Origin of the sequence: Pseudoduganella chitinolytica, from assembly GCF_029028125.1 — a bacterium.
In the GTDB taxonomy this organism is placed as follows: domain Bacteria; phylum Pseudomonadota; class Gammaproteobacteria; order Burkholderiales; family Burkholderiaceae_D; genus Rugamonas; species Rugamonas chitinolytica.
In genome coordinates, this window is the sequence record NZ_CP119083.1 from 3,657,126 (window position 1) to 3,679,782 (window position 22,657).

Annotated in this window: 24 protein-coding genes; 12 read left to right on the forward strand and 12 right to left on the reverse strand. The window is 66.2% G+C overall.

All coding sequences use genetic code 11. The annotated features are described in order from the left end of the window. Position 1: 1 nt before the first annotated feature. From PX653_RS16105 to PX653_RS16120, 4 genes are all read right to left on the reverse strand, one after another. Positions 2 to 118 (reverse strand): cytochrome oxidase small assembly protein, encoded by a 117-nt coding sequence (locus PX653_RS16105; RefSeq protein ID WP_277413782.1) that lies wholly within the window; start codon positions 116 to 118, stop codon positions 2 to 4. A gap of 70 nt (positions 119 to 188) precedes the next feature. Next, the gene (gene ctaD / locus PX653_RS16110; protein ID WP_277413783.1) at positions 189 to 1,796 is read right to left on the reverse strand and encodes a cytochrome c oxidase subunit I; all 1,608 of its coding nucleotides are present in this window, start codon (positions 1,794 to 1,796) and stop codon (positions 189 to 191) included. Between the two features lie 13 nt (positions 1,797 to 1,809). Beyond that, on the reverse strand, positions 1,810 to 3,048 hold the full coding sequence (coxB, locus tag PX653_RS16115; protein ID WP_277413784.1) for a cytochrome c oxidase subunit II: 1,239 nt from the start codon (positions 3,046 to 3,048) through the stop codon (positions 1,810 to 1,812). A gap of 352 nt (positions 3,049 to 3,400) precedes the next feature. After that, positions 3,401 to 4,324, reverse strand: coding sequence for a methyltransferase domain-containing protein (locus PX653_RS16120; RefSeq protein WP_277413785.1), 924 nt, complete (start codon positions 4,322 to 4,324; stop codon positions 3,401 to 3,403). Between the two features lie 66 nt (positions 4,325 to 4,390). Here PX653_RS16120 and PX653_RS16125 point away from each other — a divergent pair, with 66 nt between their 5' ends. The 4 genes from PX653_RS16125 (at position 4,391) to PX653_RS16140 (ending at position 7,090) form a co-directional block, all read left to right on the forward strand. Further along, positions 4,391 to 5,110, forward strand: coding sequence for a ComF family protein (locus PX653_RS16125; RefSeq protein WP_277413786.1), 720 nt, complete (start codon positions 4,391 to 4,393; stop codon positions 5,108 to 5,110). A gap of 17 nt (positions 5,111 to 5,127) precedes the next feature. Then, positions 5,128 to 5,598: a tRNA (uridine(34)/cytosine(34)/5-carboxymethylaminomethyluridine(34)-2'-O)-methyltransferase TrmL gene (gene trmL / locus PX653_RS16130; protein WP_277413787.1), complete on the forward strand. Its 471-nt coding sequence runs from the start codon at positions 5,128 to 5,130 to the stop codon at positions 5,596 to 5,598. Positions 5,599 to 5,717: 119 nt separating this feature from the next. Then, entirely contained in the window at positions 5,718 to 6,602 is an 885-nt protein-coding gene (locus PX653_RS16135; protein ID WP_277413788.1) for an REP-associated tyrosine transposase, read from the forward strand. 29 nt (positions 6,603 to 6,631) lie between these two features. Further along, positions 6,632 to 7,090, forward strand: a complete 459-nt coding sequence (locus PX653_RS16140) for a DUF421 domain-containing protein (protein WP_277413789.1) — start codon at positions 6,632 to 6,634, stop codon at positions 7,088 to 7,090. Here the strand turns inward: PX653_RS16140 and PX653_RS16145 are convergent. Further along, the gene (locus tag PX653_RS16145) at positions 7,071 to 7,562 is read right to left on the reverse strand and encodes an adenylyltransferase/cytidyltransferase family protein (protein WP_277413790.1); all 492 of its coding nucleotides are present in this window, start codon (positions 7,560 to 7,562) and stop codon (positions 7,071 to 7,073) included. The genes PX653_RS16140 and PX653_RS16145 overlap by 20 nt on opposite strands. A gap of 84 nt (positions 7,563 to 7,646) precedes the next feature. On the opposite strand from PX653_RS16145, the gene PX653_RS16150 reads away from it, so the two are divergent. The 3 genes from PX653_RS16150 (at position 7,647) to PX653_RS16160 (ending at position 10,002) form a co-directional block, all read left to right on the forward strand. Further along, entirely contained in the window at positions 7,647 to 8,588 is a 942-nt protein-coding gene (locus PX653_RS16150; RefSeq protein WP_277413791.1) for a hydrogen peroxide-inducible genes activator, read from the forward strand. Between the two features lie 60 nt (positions 8,589 to 8,648). After that, entirely contained in the window at positions 8,649 to 9,524 is an 876-nt protein-coding gene (gene ubiA, locus PX653_RS16155) for a 4-hydroxybenzoate octaprenyltransferase (RefSeq protein WP_277413792.1), read from the forward strand. A gap of 94 nt (positions 9,525 to 9,618) precedes the next feature. After that, complete coding sequence (locus PX653_RS16160; protein ID WP_277413793.1) at positions 9,619 to 10,002, forward strand: ElaB/YgaM/YqjD family protein; 384 nt, start codon at positions 9,619 to 9,621, stop codon at positions 10,000 to 10,002. 49 nt (positions 10,003 to 10,051) lie between these two features. On the opposite strand, the gene PX653_RS16165 is transcribed toward PX653_RS16160, so the two are convergent. From PX653_RS16165 to PX653_RS16175, 3 genes are read right to left on the reverse strand one after another with little or no spacing between them, the layout of a single operon-like run. After that, complete coding sequence (locus tag PX653_RS16165; RefSeq protein ID WP_277413794.1) at positions 10,052 to 10,429, reverse strand: VOC family protein; 378 nt, start codon at positions 10,427 to 10,429, stop codon at positions 10,052 to 10,054. Continuing rightward, positions 10,426 to 11,250 carry a pyrroline-5-carboxylate reductase gene (proC, locus tag PX653_RS16170; protein ID WP_277413795.1) on the reverse strand — a complete coding sequence of 275 codons (825 nt, stop codon included), beginning with the start codon at positions 11,248 to 11,250 and terminating at the stop codon, positions 10,426 to 10,428. The genes PX653_RS16165 and proC overlap by 4 nt, the downstream gene beginning before the upstream one ends. Before the next feature lie 2 nt (positions 11,251 to 11,252). Next, positions 11,253 to 11,960 (reverse strand): YggS family pyridoxal phosphate-dependent enzyme, encoded by a 708-nt coding sequence (locus PX653_RS16175; protein ID WP_277413796.1) that lies wholly within the window; start codon positions 11,958 to 11,960, stop codon positions 11,253 to 11,255. Between the two features lie 103 nt (positions 11,961 to 12,063). On the opposite strand from PX653_RS16175, the gene PX653_RS16180 reads away from it, so the two are divergent. The 4 genes from PX653_RS16180 to PX653_RS16195 all read left to right on the forward strand — a co-directional run bounded on the left by PX653_RS16180 (position 12,064) and on the right by PX653_RS16195 (position 17,362). Beyond that, positions 12,064 to 13,107, forward strand: coding sequence for a type IV pilus twitching motility protein PilT (locus tag PX653_RS16180; RefSeq protein WP_277413797.1), 1,044 nt, complete (start codon positions 12,064 to 12,066; stop codon positions 13,105 to 13,107). Between the two features lie 9 nt (positions 13,108 to 13,116). After that, positions 13,117 to 14,253 carry a PilT/PilU family type 4a pilus ATPase gene (locus PX653_RS16185; protein WP_277413798.1) on the forward strand — a complete coding sequence of 379 codons (1,137 nt, stop codon included), beginning with the start codon at positions 13,117 to 13,119 and terminating at the stop codon, positions 14,251 to 14,253. An 8-nt stretch (positions 14,254 to 14,261) separates the two neighbouring features. Continuing rightward, entirely contained in the window at positions 14,262 to 14,747 is a 486-nt protein-coding gene (locus tag PX653_RS16190) for a glutathione peroxidase (RefSeq protein WP_277413799.1), read from the forward strand. 164 nt (positions 14,748 to 14,911) lie between these two features. Beyond that, complete coding sequence (locus PX653_RS16195) at positions 14,912 to 17,362, forward strand: putative bifunctional diguanylate cyclase/phosphodiesterase (protein WP_277413800.1); 2,451 nt, start codon at positions 14,912 to 14,914, stop codon at positions 17,360 to 17,362. A gap of 18 nt (positions 17,363 to 17,380) precedes the next feature. Here PX653_RS16195 and glcF read toward each other — a convergent pair whose 3' ends face one another. From glcF to PX653_RS16210, 3 genes are read right to left on the reverse strand one after another with little or no spacing between them, the layout of a single operon-like run. Next, entirely contained in the window at positions 17,381 to 18,601 is a 1,221-nt protein-coding gene (glcF, locus tag PX653_RS16200) for a glycolate oxidase subunit GlcF (protein WP_277413801.1), read from the reverse strand. Positions 18,602 to 18,608: 7 nt separating this feature from the next. Then, positions 18,609 to 19,658: a glycolate oxidase subunit GlcE gene (gene glcE, locus PX653_RS16205; RefSeq protein WP_277413802.1), complete on the reverse strand. Its 1,050-nt coding sequence runs from the start codon at positions 19,656 to 19,658 to the stop codon at positions 18,609 to 18,611. Between the two features lies 1 nt (position 19,659). Further along, positions 19,660 to 21,153 (reverse strand): FAD-linked oxidase C-terminal domain-containing protein, encoded by a 1,494-nt coding sequence (locus tag PX653_RS16210; RefSeq protein WP_277413803.1) that lies wholly within the window; start codon positions 21,151 to 21,153, stop codon positions 19,660 to 19,662. A 99-nt stretch (positions 21,154 to 21,252) separates the two neighbouring features. On the opposite strand from PX653_RS16210, the gene PX653_RS16215 reads away from it, so the two are divergent. Then, positions 21,253 to 21,810 (forward strand): cob(I)yrinic acid a,c-diamide adenosyltransferase, encoded by a 558-nt coding sequence (locus tag PX653_RS16215; RefSeq protein WP_277413804.1) that lies wholly within the window; start codon positions 21,253 to 21,255, stop codon positions 21,808 to 21,810. Positions 21,811 to 21,881: 71 nt separating this feature from the next. Here PX653_RS16215 and PX653_RS16220 read toward each other — a convergent pair whose 3' ends face one another. After that, positions 21,882 to 22,580 carry a PEP-CTERM sorting domain-containing protein gene (locus PX653_RS16220; protein WP_277413805.1) on the reverse strand — a complete coding sequence of 233 codons (699 nt, stop codon included), beginning with the start codon at positions 22,578 to 22,580 and terminating at the stop codon, positions 21,882 to 21,884. Positions 22,581 to 22,657: the final 77 nt, after the last annotated feature.

Consider the following 22,657-nt stretch of genomic DNA (forward strand, 5'->3'; position numbering starts at 1 on the left):
CTCAACTCAGCCAGATCCGCTTGACGATCACGGCAAGGAAAAACACCAGCGCGATCGACCCGAGGATCAGCGCCAGGCGCAGGTTGTTCGGCTTGTGCTGCTTGTTCTGACCTGACATGCGGCTTCCCATCTACACGACTGCGAACATCGGAACGCGGGCCGGCACCAGGACCGGCCCGCCGGCGCCATCACTTCACCAGCGGCGGCGTCTCGAACGTATGGAACGGTGCCGGCGACGGCACGGTCCACTCCAGGCCTTCGGCGCCTTCCCATGGCTTGTCGGCCGCCTTCTGGCCACCGCGGATCGTCGGCAGCACGACGAAGAACAGGAAGTACACCTGCGACAGGCCGAAACCGAACGCGCCGATCGACACGATCGCGTTGAAGTCGGTGAACTGGGTCGGGTAGTCGGCATAGCGGCGCGGCATGCCGGCCAGGCCCAGGAAGTGCATCGGGAAGAACGTGATGTTGAACGTGATCAGCGAAGCCCAGAAGTGGATCTTGCCGCGCAGCTCAGGGTACATGTGGCCGGTCCACTTCGGTCCCCAGTAGTAGAAGCCGGCGAACAGCGCGAACAGCGAACCCGCCACCAGCACGTAGTGGAAGTGCGCCACCACGTAGTAGGTGTCGTGCACCTGGATGTCGATCGGGGTGACGGCCAGGATCAGGCCCGTGAAGCCGCCCATCGTGAACACGAAGATGAAGCCGACGGCAAACAGCATCGGCGTCTCGAACGTCATCGAGCCTTTCCACATCGTGGCGATCCAGTTGAACACCTTCACGCCCGTCGGCACGGCGATCAGCATCGTCGCGTACATGAAGAACAGCTGCGACGTCACCGGCATGCCGGTGGTGAACATGTGGTGGGCCCAGACGATGAACGACAGGATCGCGATCGACGCGGTGGCATACACCATCGACGCATAGCCGAACAGCGGCTTGCGGGCGAACGCGGGAATGATCTGCGAGACGATGCCGAAGGCCGGCAGGATCATGATGTAGACCTCGGGGTGGCCGAAGAACCAGAAGATGTGCTGGTACATCACGGGATCACCGCCGCCGGCCGCGTTGAAGAACGACGTGCCGAAGTGGCGGTCGGTCAGGGTCATCGTGATGGCGCCGGCCAGCACGGGCATCACGGCGATCAGCAGGTAGGCGGTGATCAGCCAGGTCCAGCAGAACATCGGCATCTTCATCAAGGTCATGCCGGGCGCGCGCATGTTCAGGATCGTGACGATGATGTTGATCGAGCCCATGATCGACGAGGCACCCATGATGTGCATGGCGAAGATGGCCATGTCCATGCCCGGGCCCATCTGGGTGGACAGCGGCGCGTACAGCGTCCAGCCGGCCGCGGTGGCGCCACCCGGTGCGAAGAACGAGCCGGCCAGCAGCAGCGCCGCGGGCGGCAGCAGCCAGAACGAGAAGTTGTTCATGCGCGCGAACGCCATGTCGGAGGCGCCCACCTGCAACGGGATCATCCAGTTGGCGAAGCCGACGAAGGCCGGCATGATCGCGCCGAACACCATCACGAGGCCGTGCATCGTCGTCAGCTGGTTGAAGAACTCCGGCTGGAAGAACTGCAGGCCCGGCTGGAACAGCTCCGTGCGGATCATCAGCGCCAGCACACCGCCCGAGAGCAGCATGATGAACGAGAACCACAGGTACAACGTACCGATGTCCTTGTGGTTGGTGGCGAACAGCCAGCGCCGCAGACCGGTCGGATGGTCGTGGGCGTGATCGTGGTCGTGGTCGTGATCGTGCCCGTGTGCGTGATCGATAGTAGTTGTGCTCATGATGAAGCTCCTGTTACTTACGTGCTGCCACAATTTCGGCCGGTTGGACGATGTTCTGCTCTGGCTTGTTCGACCAGTTGTTGCGGGTGTAGGTGATCACGGCGGCGATGTCGGTGTCCGACAGCTGCTTCCAGCCCGGCATCTCGGCCGGATAGTTGCCGCTCTTCTTGCCGTGCAGGAGCACGTCGATCTGCGGCGCCTTGGGACCGTTGACGACTTCCGAGCCGTCCAGCGGAGCGAACGCGTTCGGCACGCCCTTGCCGTTGGCCTGGTGGCAGACGGCGCAGTTGGCGGCGTATACTTTCTCGCCCTTGGTCTTCAGTTCGTCGATGGTCCAGGTCTTGTTCGGATCGTCCGCCAGCGCGGCCATTTCCTTTTTCTTCTTGTCGACCCAGGCCGTGTACTCGTCGGCGGTGACGACGCGCACGACGATCGGCATGAACGCATGTTCCTTGCCGCACAGCTCCGCGCAGTTGCCGCGGAAGACGCCCGTGTGCTCGGATTTGAACCACGTATCGCGCACGAAGCCCGGGATGGCATCCTGCTTGACGCCGAATGCGGGGATCATCCAGGCGTGGATGACGTCGTTGGCGGTGGTGACGATACGGATCTTCTTGTGGACGGGGACGACGACTTCGTTGTCCACTTCCATCAGGTAGTTCTCGCCGCGCTTTTCCGTCGCCTCGACGCCGGGCGCGCCGATCTGCGCGCGTGGCGTGGCCAGGTTGGAGACGAACGAGATGCCCTCGCCTTCGCCGTTCAGGTAATCGTAGCCCCACTTCCACTGCATGCCGGTGGCCTTGATGGTGATGTCGGCATTCGACGTATCCTTCATGCCGACGACGGTGCGGGTGGCCGGCAGCGCCATGCCGATGACGATCAGGAACGGCACGACGGTCCAGGCGATTTCGACGGCGGTCGATTCGTGGAAGGTGGCGGCCTTGTGGCCCACCGACTTGCGGTGCTTGAAGATGGAGTAGAACATCACGCCGAACACGGCCACGAAGATGACCAGGCAGACGATCATCATCCAGTTGTGCAGGCTGTAGATTTCGGAAGCGATCTGCGTGGCGGCGGGCTGGAGGTCCAGCTGGTGTGGCGTCGGGCCGCCGGTGCCGCCCGTGGCTGCTTGGTACGTACCGGTTGCCGTCGATGCGCTCTGTTGTGCCCATGCCGGTGTTCCGGCCAGGGAGGCGGCCACTGTCGCGGCCAGCCCAAGCATCGACGATTCAAGTCGCTTCGCAAGTTTCATGTTTTCCCCAAACCACCCAAGATATAAGAAAAATTTTTCACTGCGACGACCTGCCGGTTGCCGGTGGGTCGTCGTTGTGCGTAATACACCAAACAGTTACAGACGGAAAATGCCCGGCTGAACCTTGACAATGCCACCGGCAGACACAATATCACCGATGACGCTGACTATTGATGCCTTGCTGTATTCGGACACTTTTTCGTGCCGGATTTTCGTGTATCCGGATGGAAAAATGTAGCCAAATTAGTCAAGGATTATAAGCATTATTACTTAGCCATATCAAGCGTGTGGCTGTGTTTCCACCGCCCTGTGCATTGCTGCAGCGCGCCATTGTGATGCCGGCAAAAACGTGTTATCGCCCGCGTCGCGAAGGGTCGAAACGAATGATGGCTTCGCCGTCCTTCGTCATGCGGGCGGCAGGCCGGAAGGCGTGGCCGTAGATGACCTCGAATGTCAGCGCCAGTTTGCCGTCCGCGCGGCGCCCTTTCTCCAGTCCCGCCAGCAATTGGGCGTGGGCGCCCCGGCCCAGCAGGCCCTTGCGGGCCGTCGTCAGGGGATTGCCGCCCAGCGCGCGCACGTCCGCCAGCAGCTTGGCGGCGCTGTCGTAGGTCACCGTCAGCTTTTCCATGTCCATCACCGGGGTGGCGAACCCTGCTTCGACGAGCTGGTCGCCGAAATCGTGCATGTCGACAAACGGCAAGGTGTGCGGTGCAAGATCGACGTCGGCGAATGCCGCGCGTACTTCCTGGAACGTGTCCGGGCCGAAGCAGGAGAACATCAGCAGGCCGTCCACCCGCAGCACCCGGCGCCACTCGGCAAACACGCGGTCCGGTTGCGGATGCCAGTGCAGCGCCAGGTTGGACCACACCAGGTCGACGGTATTCGGGCCCAGCGGCAGGTCGGCGAAGTCGCCGCACAGCAAGTCGATGCCGCTTTTCGCCGGCAGCAGCTTGCCCAGCAGCTGGTTCAGCGCCGACTGCCGGCCCGGCTGGCCCGGCAGCGAGCGCAGCATCGCCTCGGACGCGTCGATGCCGATCACCTGCGTGGCGGCGTAGGCCTTGTGCAGCAACGCCAGGTCGGCCCCACTGCCGCAGCCGGCGTCCAGCACGCGCTGGGGTGCCAGGCGCACCAGTTGCAGCCGCTCGTACATGCGGTGGGCGATCTCGCGCCGCAGGAAGTCGCCATCCTGCACGCGCGCGGGACGGGAAAACAGCTGGCGCACGCGGTCGACGTCGATGGGCGCGGAAAGTTTCGGTGGCTTGGCGGGGACTTGCATGGGGTTGTTCTTCAGATGAGATAATGTGAGGCGAGGCGACAGTTTACCTGTTTGGAGCAAAACGCGATGGGCAGCCGACTGTGGATGGCAGGACTGGCAACATTGCTGCCGTGCGGCTGCGTGCTGTGCGGCGCGCTGGGGCGCGACCCGCTGTGCCCGCCATGCCGGGCCCAGTTCTGCGGCGCCGCGACGTGCCGCTGCCCCGCCTGCGCGGAACCGCTGGCCGATGCCGCAGGGGCGCAGCCGTGCGGGCGCTGCCTGGCGCGCCGGCCGGCCTATGATGCCACCGTTGCCGCGGTATCGTACGCGATGCCGCTGGACCGGCTGGTGCTGGAGCTGAAATTCGGTGGCCGGCTGGCCCATGCGCGGCTCTTTGCGGGTTTGCTGGCCGATGCGGTCCGGGCGGCGCCCGCATTGGTGGCTCCCGAACTGCTGTGCCCGGTACCGCTGGCGCCGGGGCGCCTGGCCGAGCGCGGGTTCAACCAGGCACTGGAAATGGCCCGTCCGCTGGGCCGCCTGTTGAACATCGCCGTCGCGCCGCGCCTGGCGCAACGGGTGCAGGAAACATCGGCCCAGAGCCGCCTGCGCGGCGGCGCGCGGCAGGCCAATATCGCCCACGTGTTCGCGGTGCCGGAGCGCGCCGCCGTCGCGGGCCGGCACATCGGCATTGTCGACGACGTCATGAGCAGCGGGCAGACGCTGCAGGAACTGGCGGCGGTACTGAAGCGCCACGGCGCCACGCGCGTGACGAACCTCGTGTTCGCCCGCACGCCGCCCCATCGATAACATTAGGAGGGTAAACGTTGTTTCACGTCGTACTGGTCCACCCTGAAATCCCGCCGAACACCGGCAACGTCATCCGCCTCTGCGCCAACACGGGCGCGCAGCTGCACCTGATCGAGCCGCTGGGCTTCCCGCTGGACGACGCCAAGCTGCGCCGCGCCGGCCTCGACTACCACGAATACGCGCGCATGCAGGTGCACAAGGATTGGGACGCCTTCCTGGCCGCCGTCCAGCCCGACACCAAGCGCATGTTCGCACTGACGACGCACGGCTCGACGCCGTTCGGCCAGCTGAGCTTCCAGCCGGGCGACGTCTTCGTCTTCGGCTCGGAGACGCGCGGCCTGGCGCCGGAGTTCCGCGAGAGCTTCCCGACCACGCAACGCATCCGCGTCCCGATGCGTCCAGACAACCGCAGCCTGAACCTCTCCAACACGGTTGCGATCGTCGTCTACGAGGCCTGGCGGCAGCAGGGGTACGACGGCGGGAGCTGAAACAATGCCCACGGCAGGGTTCGTGTCCACCATGGGGTCACACCCCGACATAGACACGAGCCCAGCAGCAATTTGACGCTCGTCAGATTCCTCAGGGGCGCAAATGCTAGTTTGAGGAGATGCCCAGACCTCTTCGCATCTTCTACCCCGGCGCGCTGTATCACGTCACGTCGCGTGGCAACCGCCGTGCGCACATCTACGTGGATGAGCGCGACTATCTCATGTGGCAGGATCGGCTTGCCGCGACGCGTGAACGCTACAATTTCGCGGTGCACGCCTTCTGCCAGATGCCCAATCACTATCACCTTCTCGTGGAAACGGTTGAAGGCAATTTATCCGACGGTATGCACTACCTGAACAGTACTTACGCGCAGAAGTTCAATCATAGGCATTCGCTAAGCGGGCATGTCGTCCAGGGACGGTTTCATGCGGTGCCTGTCCGTAGAGACAGCCAACTCCTTGAAGTAGCACGCTATATTGCCCAGAACCCTGTTCGCGCCGGCCTGGTCCCGGACGCCGAGTCCTGGCGGTGGAGCAGCCACCGCAATGTGTGCGGCCTTACTGCACCGCTGCCTTGGCTGACGACGGAATGGCTGCTGCGCATGTTCGGCACGGCAGACCTGGGGCAGGCCCGCTCTCGCTATCGGGGATTCGTACGACGCGAGTTGGTAACGGTCGATCCACTGCTGCAGCATACCGAGCAAGGTTCGGATGAGGCTGTGAGCCGCAAGCGAACTGCTCAACCCTTGGCTCATTATCAAACGATATACGCCGTGCGTGACGAGGCGATGGCTCGAGCGTATTTCACGACCGCCTATCGAATGCAGGACATCGCCGGCTATTTTCGGGTATCCACGAAAACCGTCAGCCGGGCAGTAGCGCGATATGACGCCGTTATCAAGGCTGAGGCCGTGTCCATGTCGGGGTGTGACCCCATGGTGGACACGGGGTCAGCCGTAGGCGTGGCCAGCAGTGTTGGCATAAATGCACCGAACCCCGTATAAGGGAGCTTTCAGCTCTGGCGGAGGTTGCTATGTTCGACATGGATCTGCCGTGGTGGGAATTCATCGCCCGCGGCACCATCATCTATATCTTCCTGCTGATCATGGTACGGTTGACGGGCAAGCGTACCGTCGGGCAGTTCACCCCGTTCGACCTGCTGGTCGTCATGCTGCTCAGCGAGGCGGTGTCGAATTCACTGAACGGTGGCGAAGAGTCCTTGCAGGGCGGCATGATCAGCGCTGCCACACTCATTGCACTCAACGTCATCATCGCCATTGCCACGTCGCGCAGCCGCAAGGTGGCCGAGATGATCGACGGCACGCCCGTGCTGCTGGGCCGCGACGGCAATATCTTTCACGACGTCGTCAAGAAATGCCGCGTGGCCGAGGGCGACGTCGAGCAGGCCCTGCGCGAGGCCGACTGCCCCCTGCACAAGATGAAGTGCGCCTTCCTCGAGCCGGACGGCAAGATCACGATTTTGCAGAACTGAACGTGCGCACCTTGGCCAACAGCTTCGTGGTCGAGCGGTCGTGCTCGAAATCGATCGCGACGGCCTGGCCGCCGTAAGCCAGCACTGCTTGTCCTTCCGGAATCGCCGTCATGTCGTAGTCGCCGCCCTTGGCGTAAATCTGCGCCTTCGCTTCCAGCACCACCTCCAACGCCGTGTCCTCGTCGAACGGCACCACCAGGCTGACCGATTCCAGCGCCGCCAGCACGGCCAGGCGATCAACGCATGTGTTGAGGGGACGGTCGTCGCCCTTTCCCAGCCGTTTGACGGACGCATCGGTATTGGCCGCGACCACCAGCGAGGCGCCCAGGGCACGTGCCTGCGCCAGGTAGGTGACGTGGCCCCGGTGCAGGATGTCGAACACGCCATTGGTCAGCACGACAGGTTGCGGCAGCGCGGCCACGCGCGCGGCCAGGTCGGCGCGGGTACAGATCTTTTCTTCGAATTGGGGCATGGGCTCTTTCTTGCTAGCGGTATCGCGCCATTATAGCCAAGGCATTCCGTTACAATATCACCGCACCCACTGGTCAATAAGGTCATGACACTCACCGAACTCAAGTACATCGTCGCGGTCGCGCGCGCCAAACACTTCGGGCACGCGGCCGAAGCCTGCTTCGTGGCGCAGCCGACGCTGTCGGTCGCGATCAAAAAGCTGGAAGACGAGCTCGGCGTGACGCTGTTCGAGCGGGGCGGCACGGAGATCTCCGTCACGCCGCTGGGGGCGCAGATCGTCGCGCAGGCCGAGCGGGTGCTGGAACAGACGGCCGCCATCAAGGAGCTGGCCAAGCAGAACAAGGACCCGCTGGCCGGGCCGCTGCGCCTGGGCGTCATCTACACCATCGGGCCCTACCTGCTGCCCCCGCTCGTCAAGGCCATGATCGCGAAGACACCGCAGATGCCGCTGATCCTGCAGGAGAACTTCACCGTCAAGCTGCTGGAACTGCTGCGCCAGGGCGAGCTGGACGCGGCCATCATGGCCCTGCCCCTGCCCGACCACGGCATGGCGATGCAGGACCTGTACGACGAGCCGTTCGTCGTCGCCATGCCGAACCAGCACCCGTGGGTGGCCCGCGAGCGCATTCCCGCCGAGGACCTGAAAAGCGAAACGATGCTATTGCTCGGCAATGGCCATTGCTTCCGCGACCAGGTGCTGGAGGTGTGCCCGGAAATGGCCCGCTACGCCACGCCGGGCAACGGCATGCAGCGCACGTTCGAAGGTTCGTCACTGGAAACGATCCGCCACATGGTCGCCAGCGGCATCGGCTTGACCGTGCTGCCGCGCGCTTCGGTCCCCGACATGAACGCCAGCGGTGGCATGCTGCAGTTCCGCTACTTCGAAGACCCGCAGCCGTCGCGCCGCGTCGTCATCGTGTGGCGCAAGAGCTTTACGCGCAAGGCCGCCATCGACGCCGTCGTCGAGGCCGTCGCCCAGTGCGAACTGCCCGGCGTCACCAGCCTGGCCGCCGACGTCGCCGCCTGATCGCCTTACTTGCCGAACTGCTTACCGAACTCGCTTACGAACTCGCTTACCGAAATGTCCGTGTCCGCCCCCGCCCCCGCCCTCAGCAAACTGGAACTGTATTTCCGCCTGGTGCGGCTCGACAAGCCCATCGGCACCGTACTGCTGCTGTGGCCGACGCTGTCGGCGCTGTGGCTGGCCAGCGGCGGCGTGCCGGCCTGGCACCTGCTCGTCATCTTCAGCCTGGGCACCCTGCTGATGCGCTCGGCCGGCTGCGCCATCAACGACTACGCCGACCGGGACTTCGACCGCCACGTCAAGCGCACGGCCGACCGCCCCATCACGAGCGGGCGCATCAGCGGCAAGGAAGCCGTGGCCATTGCCGCCGGCCTGTCGATCATGGCCTTCCTGTTGATCCTGCCGCTGAACGCCCTCGTCAAGCAGTTGAGCGTCGCCGCCGTCATCATTGCCGGCACCTATCCGTACTTCAAGCGCTTCTTCGCCATCCCCCAGGCCTACCTGGGCATCGCATTCGGCTTCGGCATCCCGATGGCCTTTGCCGCCGTGCAGGACAGCGTACCCGGCTGGGCCTGGCTGCTGTTGCTGGGGAACGTGTTCTGGGCCGTGGCCTACGACACCGAGTACGCCATGGTCGACCGCGACGACGACCTCAAGATCGGCATCAAGACGTCCGCCATCACGTTCGGCCGCTGGGACGTGGCCATCATCATGCTGTGCTACGTCGCGCACCTGGCCATCCTGCTGGCGGCCGGGCGGTATTTCGGCCTTGGCGCATGGTTCCTTGGCGGTATTGCCGTGGCCGCCGGCTGCGTCGTCTATCACTGGTTCCTGATACGCGGCCGGGAGCGTGCGCCGTGCTTTGCCGCATTCCGCCACAATAACTACCTGGGAGCGGCGGTCTTTGCCGGCATCGCGCTGGACTACGCGCTGCGCTGATGCCATCAGGAAAAGTTGCGGCATCACAAGTGGCGCACGCCGCCGCTGTCTAGACTAGACGTTCCAGCTGTTCAATCCAAAAGAAGAGGCGATTATGGACCAGACCAACAATCTCGAAGGGACCGGCGGTACCAAGGGCAATGGCAGCAGCAACGGCAGCACCTACACGCCCGGCGACGTGACGGTGGCACGCGACCGCCTGATGAGCGACCTGAAGAAAACCATCAGCGACGCCGAACAGTGGCTGCGCGGCGCGGCCAGCAGCAATGCCGACGACATCGGCGAAGCCCGCACGAAGATGCAGGAAACCCTGCGCAGCGCGAAGACGAACCTGCTGACGCTGGAGGACTCCGTGGTGGCCCGCGCCAAGCTGGCGGCACAGAGCACCGACACGTACGTGCACGACAATCCATGGAAGGCCGTCATCGTCGGCGGCGTCGTCGGGTTGCTGCTCGGCGTGATCGTGTCGCGCGACTGATAGCAGCCGCCCGATACAAAACGGCCCGCACATGCGGGCCGTTGTTACGTCAGGACGGCGCTTTGCACACGGCCTCGATCCGGTGCCCGTCCGGGTCGACCAGGAACGCGGCATAGTAATGCGGCCCATACTGCGCACGCAGTCCCGCCGCGCCGTTGTCCCCGCCGCCAGTGCGCAGCCCCGCGGCATGGAACGCATCCACGGCCGCGCGTTCCGCCGCCGCGAAGGCCAGGTGAAAGCCGGGGCCCGGCGCCGCAGCGTCCGCTCGCAGCTTCAGGCACAGGATGTCCTCGTCGTCCGCCGTGCCGTAGCCGATCGCGTCATCGTCCTCGAACACGCGACGAAAGCCCAGCGCGCCCAGCACACCGTCATAGAACGCCGCGCTGGCGGCCAGGTCGCGCACGCCCAGCGACAAGTGATGGATCATTGCGCGCCCAATTCGTCGCCCAGTTCCTTGCCGCGCGCCGCCGCCGCCTTGACGGCCGTGACGATGGCAGCCTTGACGCCGCCCTGCTCCATGCTGGTCAACGCCGCATACGTGGTGCCGCCTTTCGAGGTGACCCGTTCGCGCAGCACGGCCACCGGCTCGTCCGAGCGCGCCGCCAGCTGCGCCGCCCCCGTGAACGTGGCCTGCGCCAGCGCGAGGCTCTGCTCCGCCGTCAGGCCCAGCTCCGTGCCAGCTTGCTGCAGCGCTTCGATGAAATAAAACACGTAGGCCGGGCCGCTGCCGGAGACGGCCGTCACCGCGTCGATCTGGGCCTCGTCGTCCAGCCACAAGGTGGTCCCGACGGCCGCCAGCACCTGGTCCGCCAGCGTGCGCTGCCCGGCCGTCACGCCAGCGTGCGCCACCATGCCCGTCACGCCCATGCCGATCAGTGCCGGCGTGTTCGGCATGCAGCGCACGATCGCATCGTAGCCGCCCAGCCAGCGCGCCAGGTCGCGCGCGCGGATGCCGGCCGCGATCGACACGACCAGCGGCTTGTGCGACGCTCCCGCCAGCAGCGGCTGCAGCACCGTCGTCACGTCACGCATGCTCTGCGGCTTCACTGCCAGCACGATCACCTCGCCTTCCGTCACCGCCGCATCGATGGCGGCAGCCGTCGTCACGCCGTGCTCGCGCTGCAGCCGCTCCAGCGCCGCGGCGTTCGGATCGACGACGTGGATATTGGCGCCCGGCGTCACCTTGCCGGCCAGCCCGGCGATCAGTGCGGCGGCCATATTGCCGCCGCCGATGAATGCGATCTTCATGGTTATCCCTTGTTGTAGTGGCGTGCGCCGAAGATGGCGCTGCCGACGCGCACGATGGTGGCGCCTTCCATAATGGCCGCGCGCAGGTCGGCCGACATGCCCATCGACAGCGTGTCGAGCGCGAAGCCCTGCCCGCGCAGGTCTTCGTACAGCACGCGCAATGCGGCAAACGCGGCGCGCTGCGCGGCGAAGTCCTCGGTGGGTTCGGGGATGGCCATCAACCCGCGCAGGCGCAACTTCGGCAGCGCGGCCACGGCGCGCGCCAGCGCCGCCACGTCATCCGGTGCGACGCCGCTCTTGCTGGCTTCGCCGCTGATATTGACCTGCAGGCACACATTCAATGGTCCGCGCGTATCGGGACGCTGCTCGGCCAGGCGCTGGGCGATCTTCTCGCGCTCGACCGTGTGGACCCAGTCGAAATGCTCCGCGATGGGCCGCGTCTTGTTGCTCTGGATCGGGCCGATGAAGTGCCACTCCAGGCCGATGTCGGGCAGCGCGGCGGCGACGGCCGCCACCTTGTCGATGCCTTCCTGTACATAGTTTTCGCCGAAGGCGCGCTGGCCCGCCTGGACCGCTTCGATGACGGCAGCGGGTCCGAAGGTCTTCGACACGGCCAGCAGCCGCACGCTGTCGCGTGGCCGCCGCGCCTCGGCCGTGGCGGCGCCGATGGCGTCGGCCACTGCTTGCAAGTTCTCTGTGATTGTGGACATAATCGTCGACCGGGACCTTCGATACGCGGCCAGCCAGCCGCATGTTGCAGGTCCCGCAATTGTTTTGATTGGCTTAGTTGTCGTTCTATTCACTGGATTATAAATGGACATCTCCGAACTTCTCGCATTCTCCGTCAAGAACAAGGCCTCGGACCTGCACTTGTCCGCCGGCCTGCCGCCGATGATCCGCGTGCACGGCGATGTCCGCCGCATCAACCTGCCGCCGCTGGAGCACAAGGACGTGCACGGGATGATCTATGACATCATGAACGACGGCCAGCGCAAGGCCTACGAGGAGATGCTGGAGATCGACTTCAGCTTCGCCATTCCCGGCCTGGCGCGCTTTCGCGTCAATGCCTACAACCAGGACCGCGGCGCCTCCGCTGTGCTGCGCACGATTCCGTCGAAGATCCTGACCCTGGAAGAACTGAACGCGCCGAAGATCTTCGGCGACTTTGCGCTGAAGCCGCGCGGCCTCGTCCTTGTCACCGGCCCGACCGGGTCCGGCAAATCGACGACCCTGGCGGCGATGGTCAACCATCTCAACGAGCATGAGTATGGCCACATCCTGACGATCGAGGACCCCATCGAATTCGTCCACGAATCGAAGAAGTGCCTGATCAACCAGCGCGAAGTGGGCCCGCACACGCTGTCGTTCAGCAATGCGCTGCGCTCGGCGCTGCGGGAAGACCCGGATGCGATCCTGGTCGGCGAGCTGCGCGACCTGGAGACGATCCGCCTGGCGCTGTCGGCTGCCGAAACGGGCCACCTGGTGTTCGGTACCCTGCACACGTCGTCCGCCGCGAAGACGATCGACCGGATCGTCGACGTCTTCCCGGCCGAGGAGAAGGAGATGGTACGGGCCATGCTGTCCGAATCGCTGCAGGCCGTGATCTCGCAGACGCTGTTGAAGACCAAGGACGGCGCCGGCCGCGTGGCGGCCCATGAGATCATGGTGGGCACGCCCGCCATCCGCAACCTGATCCGCGAAGCCAAGATCGCCCAGATGTACTCGGCGATCCAGACCGGCAGCAATGTCGGCATGCAGACCCTGGACCAGAACCTGACGGACCTCGTGCGCCGCAACGTGATCTCGTCCGCCGCCGCCCGCGCCGCCGCCAAGATCCCCGAGAACTTCCCCGGCTAAAGGAACGTCATGGAACGCGACCAGGCATCCAAATTCATGTTCGACCTCTTGCGCCTGATGGTCAGCAAGAAGGGCTCGGACCTGTTCATCACGGCCGGCTTCCCGCCCGCGATGAAGATCGACGGCAAGCTTACGCCTGTCTCGGCCCAACCGCTCACCGCGGCGCACACGGCCGACCTGGCGCGCTCCATCATGAACGACAAGCAGACCGCGTCGTTCGAGCTGACCAAGGAAGCCAACTTCGCCATCAGCCCGGGCGACCTGGGGCGCTTCCGCGTGTCGGCCTTCGTGCAGATGAGCGCCGTCGGCATGGTGCTGCGCACCATCAACAGCGCCATCCCCAAGCTGGACGACCTGGGCCTGCCGGAAGTGCTGAAGGACGTGATCATGGCCAAGCGCGGCCTCGTCGTCATGGTCGGCGCCACCGGCTCGGGCAAGTCGACCACCCTGGCGGCGATGGTGGGCTACCGCAACGCCAACAGCTACGGCCACATCATCACGATCGAGGACCCGGTGGAGTTCGTGCACCCGCACGGCAACTGCATCGTCACGCAGCGCGAGGTAGGCGTCGACACGGAAGACTGGGAGATCGCGCTGAAGAACACGCTGCGCCAGGCGCCGGACGTGATCCAGATCGGCGAGATCCGCGACCGCCAGACGATGGACCATGCCATCGCCTTTGCCGAGACGGGCCACCTGTGCCTGGCCACCTTGCACGCCAACAGCGCCAACCAGGCGCTGGACCGCATCATCAACTTCTTCCCCGAGGAGCGCCGCCAGCAGCTGCTGATGGACCTGTCGCTGAACCTGAAGGGCATGATCTCGCAGCGCCTGATCCCGCTGAAGGAAGCCAAGGGCCGTGCGGTCGCGATCGAGATCATGCTGAACTCGCCGTTGATCTCGGACCTGATCTTCAAGGGCCAGGTGCACGAGATCAAGGAGCTGATGAAGAAGTCGCGCGAACTGGGCATGCAAACCTTCGACCAGTCGCTGTTCGACCTGTACGAAGCCGACAAGATCAGCTACGAGGACGCGCTGCGCAACGCCGATTCCGTCAACGACCTGCGGTTGGCGATCAAGCTGGAAGGCAAGGCCGCCAAGACGCGCGACCTGTCCGCCGGTACCGAACATCTGGGCCTGATCTGAGGAATACCATGACATCCGTCTTCGACTTTTCCGCCGTCAGCCTGGCCGGCCAGCCGGTCGAGCTGGCGCAGTACCAGGACAAGGTCCTGCTGATCGTCAACACGGCCAGCGCCTGCGGCTTCACGCCGCAGTACGCGGGGCTGGAAAAGCTGCACGAACGCTTCCATGCCCGCGGCTTCGCCGTGCTGGGCTTCCCGTGCAACCAGTTCGGCAAGCAGGAACCGGGCAGCGCCGAGGAGATCGGCGCTTTCTGTGAAACCCGCTTCGCCGTCACGTTCCCCCTGTTCGCCAAGGTCGAAGTCAATGGCCCGGCGGCGCATCCGCTGTGGCAGTTCCTCAAGCAGGGTGCCCCCGGCCTGTTCGGCACCGAATCGATCAAGTGGAATTTTACGAAGTTCCTGATCCGGCGCGACGGCACCGTGGCGCACCGCTACGCACCGACCACCAAGCCGGAGGATATCGCCCGCGATATCGAGGCATTGCTGGCGTCCTGACGCACCTGGTTGCATGCATCATGTTGCGCCGCAGCAGCAGATAAAAAATCATTCTTCTTGGTTGCACACGGGCATTGCATTCTAGGTAATAATGGCGGGCGCATTTTCGCTCACCTGACCAAGCCATGCCCCTAGCCAGAAGTTTCGTCTCCCGTTGGATGAAAATGGGCGCCTATGCGCGCCTGTTCGTGCCGATCTCCGTGCTGATCGTCGCGGTCGTGGCCGTCCGTTATACCTTGCTGGTCGACTCGGAGGCAACGCTGGCACGGCACCAGCTCGTGCTGGAATCGCGCCAGGTGACGCAGGCGCTGACGGAAGCCATGACGCCGCTTGCCGCCGCCAACGACCGTCCTGCCATCCGCGTGCTGCTGCAGCGCGCCGCGGACGTCAACGCATCCGTGGCGCGCATCCGCTGGCTCGACGGCGCCGGCGCCCTGGTGGCCACGCGGCTGCCGCAGGCGCCGGCCTATCCGGACTGGTTTGCCCGCGTCACCGGCCTCGGTCCGCTGACCTACACCGTGCCGATCGGCCAGGCCGGCGCCCGCCTGGAGCTGTGGTTCAGCGCGACCCCGGCATTGAATATCGTCTGGCGCGCGTTGGGGCGGCAAGCCCTCGTCACTTGCCTGAACATCTTCCTCGTCTATTTCCTGCTGGGCCTCCTGATCTACGCCACGCGGCGCATGCTGCGCAGCGTGGGCCGTGCCACGCAGGCGTTCCGCGACGGCCAGTACCACGTGCGCCTGCCCGTACGCGGCTTCCCCGAGGCGCAGGCGGTGGCCACCACCTTCAACGACATGGCCGCGCGCATCCAGGAGCTGATGCAGACACTGCAATCGGAGAAGGAACGCAGCGAAGTCACGCTGGCGTCGATCGGCGATGCCGTCATCGTCACGGACCCGTGGGGCCGCATCGAATCGATGAACGAGACGGCGCAGGTACTGACGGGCTATCGGCAGGCCGAGGCGCGCGGCCTGGAGCTGCATGACGTGTTCGCGCTGGCGAACAACTTCGGCCAGCACACGCTGCTGAAGACGCTGGCCGCCGTGCAGGCGGGCGGCCCGGTCGTGAAAGCCAAGGACCAGAACCTGCGGCATCGCGACGGCCGCCGCTTCAACGTCGAATACACGGCCGCGCCGATCCGCCAGGCCGGCGGCGGCCTGCACGGCACCGTGCTGGTGTTCCGCGACGTCAGCGAGACGCGCCAGCTGATCCAGCAGATGTCGTGGCGCAGCTATCACGACGTGCTGACCGGCCTGCCCAACCGCGCCGCGCTGGCCGGTCGCTTCGACCAGGAGATCGCGCGCGCCCATGCCGGTGGCGCTCTCCTCGCGGTGTGCCTGTTCGACCTCGACCACTTCCGCCAGGTCAACGACAGCGGCGGTCACGCGCTGGGAGATGAAGTCTTGAAGCAGGTCGCCAGCCGCCTGCACGACTTCGCCGGCAACGATCATTACGTGGCGCGCCTGGGAGGCGACGAATTCGTGGTGCTGCTGCGCGACCATGGCGACCGCGCCAGCGTCGAACGCACGCTGGAGCGCCTGATGCTGGCGCTGACGCGCCCCTACCTGGCCGGTTCGCGCACGGTGCCGCTGACGGCAAGCGTGGGCGTGGCCCTGCACCACGGCAGCGAAGTCAGCGCCGACCACCTGCTGCGCCACGCCGACCAGGCCCTGTACCAGGCCAAGGTGCAAGGCCGGCGCAAGGTGCACTTCTTCGACGCCGACCTGGACGAGCAGGTGCGCACCCACCACAACCGCCGCACCGAGGTGCGCGACGCGCTGCTGGCAGGCCAGCTGGTGCCGTTCTACCAGCCCAAGGTCGATATGCGCCAGGGCCACGTCGTCGGCATGGAGGCGCTGCTGCGCTGGCGCCATCCCGTGCGCGGGCTGCTGGGACCGGGCGAGTTCCTGCCGGCCGTCGAACACACGGACCTGATCGCGGACATCGGCGAATGGGTGCTGCGCCAGGCGCTGGAACAACTGGCCGAGTGGTGCGCGGCGGGCCGCATGTGGGGCGTCAGCGTGAATATCGCGGCGCGCCATTTCCAGCGCGCCGACTTCGTCCAGCAACTGCGCGCCATCCTGGACGAATACCCGGCCGTGCCGCCACGGCTGCTGGAGCTGGAGATCCTCGAATCGTCGGCGCTGCATGACGTCAACCACGTGCGCTGCATCATGCAGGAATGCCAGGCGATGGGCATCCGCTTCGCGCTGGACGATTTCGGCACGGGCTACTCGTCGATGGCCTACCTGAAGCGGCTGCCAGCCGATGTGCTGAAGGTGGACCAGAGTTTTGTGCGCAACATGCTGGTGGACCGCGACGACCTGCACCTGGTCAGCGCCGTCGTCGGCCTGGCGCGCGCCTTCAACCGCAGCGTGATCGCCGAAGGTGTCGAGACGGCCGCGCATGGCGCGCTGCTGATCCGCCTCGGGTGCGACCTGGCACAGGGCTACGGCATCGCCCGGCCCATGCCGGCCGAGGACGTGCTGGGATGGGCCGCCGGCTTCGTCAAGGCCCCCGCCTGGGAAGATGCCAGCCTGCTGGGGCCCCTCACCGATATGCGCGGCGACGTGCGCAGCGTCGATCTGGACGTGAACTTGTCCACGCCCGCTTAGACCCGTGGTTCTCGTGACCTAGCCGGCAATCAACCGGTCCACCAGTTCGACCCAATGTTCCACCGGCGCCTCGGTCCCCGACTGCAGGTGGCCGATGCAACCGATATTGGCCGACACCGTGTGCGCCGTCCCCGTCTGCGCCAGTTGCTCCAGCTTGCGGTCGCGCAGCTGCAGCGCCAGGTCCGGGTGCAGCAGAGAGTATGTGCCGGCGGAGCCGCAGCACAGGTGCGCCTCGCCGCACAGGCGCACGTCGACGCCCAGCCCCCGCAGCAGGCCCTCGACCTTGCCGCGGATCTGCTGGCCGTGCTGCAGCGTGCAAGGCGGGTGGTAGGCCACTGGCTCGGACCGTCGCCGCACCAGCGCCGCCAGCTCCTCCTCGAACGCCGGCAATACCTCGGACAGGTCGCGCGTCAGCGCCGAGATCCGTGCCGCCTTCTCCGCGTAGGCGGGATCGTGCGCCAGCAGGTGACCGTACTCGCGCACGGTGGCGCCGCAGCCGGACGCCGTCATGACGATGGCTTCGACCTGGTCGACGTACGGCCACCACGCGTCGATATTGCGGCGCATGTGCTCGCGCCCGCCCTCCTGGTCGTTCAGGTGGAAGCGCAACGCGCCGCAGCAGCCTGCGCGCGGCGCGGCGAACAATTGCACGCCGACCGCATCGAGCACGCGCGCCGCGGCGGCATTGATGTTGGGCGCCATGGCGGGCTGCACGCAGCCGTCCAGCACCAGCATGCGGCGCGCATGGGTGCGCGTCGGCCATGGGGTGGCGCGACGCAGCGGCGGCAGCTTGTCCTGCAGCGCTGGCGACAGCAGCGGCCGCAACGCCTGTCCCAGCCGCAACGCAGGCGTGAACAGGGCGCGCCGCGACAGCCCCTCCTTCAGCACGTAGCGCTTGATCCGGTCCGGCAGCGTGCGCGGCACGCGTCGTTCGACGACGGCGCGGCCGATGTCCGCCAGCCGGCCGTAGCGCACCCCGGAGGGACAGGTGGTTTCGCAGTTGCGGCACGTCAGGCAGCGGTCCAGGTGCAGCTGCGTCCCCGGCCCGGCCGGGGCGCCTTCCAGCACCTGCTTGATCAGGTAGATGCGTCCGCGCGGGCCATCCAGTTCGTCCCCCAGCAGCTGGTAGGTGGGGCACGTGGCGGTGCAGAAGCCGCAGTGCACGCAGGCGCGCAGGATGCTTTCGGCCTCGTCGCCTTCCGGCGTGCCCTTGATGAAATCGGCAAGATTGGTTTGCATGGCAGTCTCAGTACAGCCGGCCGGGATTGAAGATACCGGCCGGGTCGAACGCGGCCTGCAGGCGTGTGTGGATGCGGGCGATGGCCGGCGACTGGGGATGGAAAGCGCCGGCGTGCTTGTCGGCCGCGCGGTACAGCGTTGCATGGCCGCCGGCCGCGGCGACCGCGCGACGGATCGCGCCGGCCTCGGCGCGCGCGCCCTTCAGCCAGCGCTGGCCGCCGCCCCACTCGATCAGTTGTTCGCCGCCGAGGACCTGCGCACTGGCGGCAGGTGACAGGGCCAGGCGCCACAGCACGTCGGTATCGAAGAAAGCGTGCGTCTGGTCGCGCAGCGCATCCCAGAACGGCGCCGCATCGGCAACGACTGCGCCGCCCAGGCGCCGCACCGCTGCCTGCACGGCGGCCTCCGCACCGGACAGCCGCACCGTCAGCGCGCCGGCATGCCAGCAGGTGGCGGACAGCGGCAGCGGCTGGCCGGCCCACTGGTTCATGCGCGCCAGCGCCGCGATCTCGTCCAGCTCGAAGCGCAGCGTGGTCTCCACCAGCGGCAACGGCAGCACCTTCAGCGACACTTGCGTGATCAATCCCAGCACCCCCAGCGACCCGGCCAGCAGACGCGATACGTCGTAGCCGGCCACGTTCTTCATCACCTGGCCGCCGAAGTTCAGCAGCTCGCCCTGGCCGTTCATCAGCTGCGCGCCCAGCACGAAGTCGCGCAGCGCGCCCGCATTGGCGCGCCGCGGCCCGGACAAGCCGCTGGCGACGACGCCGCCGATGGTGGATGCCGCGCCGAAGCGCGGCGGTTCGAACGCCAGCATCTGGCGGTGTTCGCGCAGCAGCGCCTCGACTTCGGCCAGTGGGGTGCCGCAGCGCGCCGTGATCACGAGCTCCGTCGGCTCGTAGTCGACGATGCCGCGATAAGGACGCGTGTCCAGCACCTCGCCCTGCAACGGGCCACCATACCAGTCCTTGGTGGCGCCGCCGGCGATGCGCAGCGGCGCCGCAGCCGCGCTGGCGGCCACGATACGGCCGCGGAAATGGTCGAGATAGTCGTTCATGTCAGAAACGCGGCAGGCCGGCATGCGGCAGTGCCCCACCGCTCACGTGCAGGCGGCCGAATTCGGCGCAGCGGTGCAGTGTCGGGATGGCCTTGTCGGGATTGAGCAGCGCGACAGGGTCGAAGGCGCCCTTGACGGCAAAGAACGCGGCCAGCTCCGCAGGGGCGAACTGCACGCACATCGAATCGATCTTCTCGATGCCGACGCCGTGTTCGCCCGTGATGGTGCCGCCGACCGCCACGCACAGCGCCAGGATCTCGGCACCGAAGGCCTCTGCGCGCTGCAGCTCGTCCGGCTGGTTGGCATCGAACAGGATCAGCGGGTGCAGGTTGCCGTCGCCGGCATGGAACACGTTGGCGCAGCGCAGGCCGTACTTCACTTCCATCTGCGCGATCCCCGTCAGCACCTGCGCCAGGTTTTTTCTCGGGATGGTGCCGTCCATGCAATAGTAGTCGGGCGAGATGCGCCCGGCCGCCGGGAACGCGTTCTTGCGGCCGGACCAGAAGCGCAGCCGCTCCGCCTCGCTGGTCGAGACGGCGATGGCGCCCGCGCCCGCCGCCCGCAGCACGGCCGTCATGCGCGCGATCTCGTCGTCCACTTCGTCCTGCGTGCCGTCCGCCTCGCACAGCAGGATCGCCGCCGCGTCCTGGTCGTAGCCGGCCTTGACGAACGGCTCCACCATCCGTACCGACGTGCGGTCCATCATCTCCAGCCCTGCCGGGATGATGCCCGCCGCGATCACGTGCGCCACCGCGTTGCCCGCCGTGACCACGTCGTCGAACGAGGCCATGATGACGCGCGCGCAGGCCGGCTTGGGCACCAGCTTGACCGTGACTTCGGTGACGATCCCCAGCATGCCTTCGGAGCCGATGAACACGGACAACAGGTCCAGCCCCGGCGCATCCGGTGCCTCGCTGCCAAGCTCGATGACGTCGCCTTCGATCGTGGCGACCCGCACGCGCAGCACGTTGTGCACCGTCAGGCCGTACTTCAGGCAGTGCACGCCGCCGGAGTTCTCGGCCACGTTGCCGCCGATGGTGCAGGCGATCTGCGACGACGGATCGGGCGCGTAGTACAGGCCGTGGGGCGCGGCCGCTTCCGAGATCGCCAGGTTGCGCACGCCCGGCTGCACGACGGCCGTGCGCGAGGTGGCATCGAGGCGCACGATGCGGTTCAGCCTCGCTGTCGACAGCACGACCCCTTCGGCGATCGGCATCGCCCCGCCGGACAGCCCGGTGCCGGCGCCGCGCGGCACGATCGGCACCCCCAGGTCGCGGCAGACCGCCAGCACGGCGAGCACCTGCGCTTCATCCTGCGGCAGCACGACCACCATCGGCACCTGGCGGTAGGCCGACAGGCCGTCACATTCGTATGGTTTGGTGTCCTCCAGCGCGGCCAGCACGCAACCGGCCGGCAGCACCGCCCGCAGCGCCTGCGCGACGGTGTGCTGGCGCTCGGCGGAGTATGGCTGGGCTGCGGTCGGTGCGGAAGTCATCGCGGGTCGGGTCGTTGGGGTATGACGATTGTAGGCCAGATCGGCGCAAATTGTCGTATCCTCGCACCGTTCCAACCAGAGACTGATAGAGGAGACGAGATGGGCAACCGACTGTCAAAGATCGCCACCCGTACGGGCGACAACGGTACCACGGGCCTGGGCGACGGCAGCCGCACGGGCAAGGACAGCGCGCGCGTGCACGCGATGGGCGACGTGGACGAACTCAATTCGCAGATCGGCGTGCTGCTGTGCGAGCCGATGCCGGACGACCTGCACGCCGAACTGGTCGCGATCCAGCACGACCTGTTCGACCTGGGCGGGGAGCTGTGCATTCCCGGCTACCAGCTGATCAAGGAAGAACACGTGGAGCGCCTCGATGCGCTGCTGGAAAAGTACAACGCCACGCTGCCGGCGCTGACGGAATTCATCCTGCCGGCCGGCTCGCGCGCGGCATCGCTGGCGCACGTGTGCCGCACCGTGTGCCGCCGCGCCGAGCGTGCCATCGTCACCCTGGGCAACCAGGAAACGATCCACGACCACCCGCGCCAGTACGTGAATCGCCTGTCCGACCTGATGTTCGTGCTGGCCCGCGTGCTCAATCGCTTTGCCGGTGGTGGCGACGTGTTGTGGAACCACGAGCGCAAGCGAGGCGGATAACACATGAGACACCGGGGCCAGGCACTTCGAGTCTTCGACTCGCAGTGCCTGGCCCCTTGGATTGCGGGTGCCTAGCCCTTGCGCCGGCGCTGCCAGCCCAGCAGGCCCAGGCCCGCCAGCAACATGGCGTAGCTGCCCGGCTCGGGCACGGCGCTGACCTCGCGCAGCGACGTGAACCCGCCGTTGACGATCACCTGGGTATAGCCGGGGCCAACGCCGGTGTCGTAGTGGTACATGAACGTCTGCAGCCCGAACGCGGCGATCGACGCAGGAATGACGGCCTTGGACAGGGCCGTGCCCGATGGATCGGTCAGGTCGATGGCGATGCTTTCGCGCGGACCCGGCCCGTAGGTGCCCTGGCTCAGGTGCAGCACATCGTCGCCGGAATCGACCGGCTGGTCGGTGATCGACAGGTTCGTGTACAGCGGGCCCAGTGCGGCGAAGTCATGGCCGCTGCGGTCGAACGCGATGGAGACCCGGTTGCGGTTCGTGAAGTCCGAGTAGTCGGCGATGACGCCGTCGCCGAACGGTTCGCTGTACGACAAGCCCGTGTTCGTATCGATGCTGAAGCGCCCGCGCACCGTGTCGCCGAGCGCGATGGCGAAGCCGGGCAACGTGGAAACGTTCAGCCACTCGTGGCGGCCGGTGGCCAGTTCGAATTCGTTGATGCTGGCGACGACCGCGGTGTACTCGTACGTGTGGACCTCCGCCTGGGCCGACGCCGCCAGCGCGAGAGCGCCGAGCACTGCGGCTTGCAACACTGCCTTCATGGTGTTCCTTTCGATGGTGAGCGATGGGCAAAAACAAACAAGCCGCAACAATAGCATTGCAAGTTGCTCAACACTCT

Excerpts from the sequence above, each read along its gene's own strand:
- PX653_RS16195 (WP_277413800.1), top strand. The coding sequence starts at position 14,912 with ATGGGCGCCTATGCGCGCCTGTTCGTGCCGATCTCCGTGCTGATCGTC.
- PX653_RS16105 (WP_277413782.1), bottom strand. The coding sequence starts at position 118 with ATGTCAGGTCAGAACAAGCAGCACAAGCCGAACAACCTGCGCCTGGCG.
- PX653_RS16150 (WP_277413791.1), top strand. The coding sequence starts at position 7,647 with ATGACACTCACCGAACTCAAGTACATCGTCGCGGTCGCGCGCGCCAAA.
- PX653_RS16180 (WP_277413797.1), top strand. The coding sequence starts at position 12,064 with ATGGACATCTCCGAACTTCTCGCATTCTCCGTCAAGAACAAGGCCTCG.
- PX653_RS16210 (WP_277413803.1), bottom strand. The coding sequence starts at position 21,153 with ATGACTTCCGCACCGACCGCAGCCCAGCCATACTCCGCCGAGCGCCAG.
- PX653_RS16215 (WP_277413804.1), top strand. The coding sequence starts at position 21,253 with ATGGGCAACCGACTGTCAAAGATCGCCACCCGTACGGGCGACAACGGT.
- PX653_RS16125 (WP_277413786.1), top strand. The coding sequence starts at position 4,391 with ATGGGCAGCCGACTGTGGATGGCAGGACTGGCAACATTGCTGCCGTGC.
- PX653_RS16140 (WP_277413789.1), top strand. The coding sequence starts at position 6,632 with ATGTTCGACATGGATCTGCCGTGGTGGGAATTCATCGCCCGCGGCACC.
- coxB (WP_277413784.1), bottom strand. The coding sequence starts at position 3,048 with ATGAAACTTGCGAAGCGACTTGAATCGTCGATGCTTGGGCTGGCCGCG.
- PX653_RS16190 (WP_277413799.1), top strand. The coding sequence starts at position 14,262 with ATGACATCCGTCTTCGACTTTTCCGCCGTCAGCCTGGCCGGCCAGCCG.
- PX653_RS16145 (WP_277413790.1), bottom strand. The coding sequence starts at position 7,562 with ATGCCCCAATTCGAAGAAAAGATCTGTACCCGCGCCGACCTGGCCGCG.
- proC (WP_277413795.1), bottom strand. The coding sequence starts at position 11,250 with ATGAAGATCGCATTCATCGGCGGCGGCAATATGGCCGCCGCACTGATC.
- glcF (WP_277413801.1), bottom strand. The coding sequence starts at position 18,601 with ATGCAAACCAATCTTGCCGATTTCATCAAGGGCACGCCGGAAGGCGAC.
- PX653_RS16120 (WP_277413785.1), bottom strand. The coding sequence starts at position 4,324 with ATGCAAGTCCCCGCCAAGCCACCGAAACTTTCCGCGCCCATCGACGTC.
- ctaD (WP_277413783.1), bottom strand. The coding sequence starts at position 1,796 with ATGAGCACAACTACTATCGATCACGCACACGGGCACGATCACGACCAC.
- PX653_RS16185 (WP_277413798.1), top strand. The coding sequence starts at position 13,117 with ATGGAACGCGACCAGGCATCCAAATTCATGTTCGACCTCTTGCGCCTG.
- PX653_RS16160 (WP_277413793.1), top strand. The coding sequence starts at position 9,619 with ATGGACCAGACCAACAATCTCGAAGGGACCGGCGGTACCAAGGGCAAT.
- PX653_RS16175 (WP_277413796.1), bottom strand. The coding sequence starts at position 11,960 with ATGTCCACAATCACAGAGAACTTGCAAGCAGTGGCCGACGCCATCGGC.
- PX653_RS16135 (WP_277413788.1), top strand. The coding sequence starts at position 5,718 with ATGCCCAGACCTCTTCGCATCTTCTACCCCGGCGCGCTGTATCACGTC.
- PX653_RS16165 (WP_277413794.1), bottom strand. The coding sequence starts at position 10,429 with ATGATCCATCACTTGTCGCTGGGCGTGCGCGACCTGGCCGCCAGCGCG.
- glcE (WP_277413802.1), bottom strand. The coding sequence starts at position 19,658 with ATGAACGACTATCTCGACCATTTCCGCGGCCGTATCGTGGCCGCCAGC.
- PX653_RS16220 (WP_277413805.1), bottom strand. The coding sequence starts at position 22,580 with ATGAAGGCAGTGTTGCAAGCCGCAGTGCTCGGCGCTCTCGCGCTGGCG.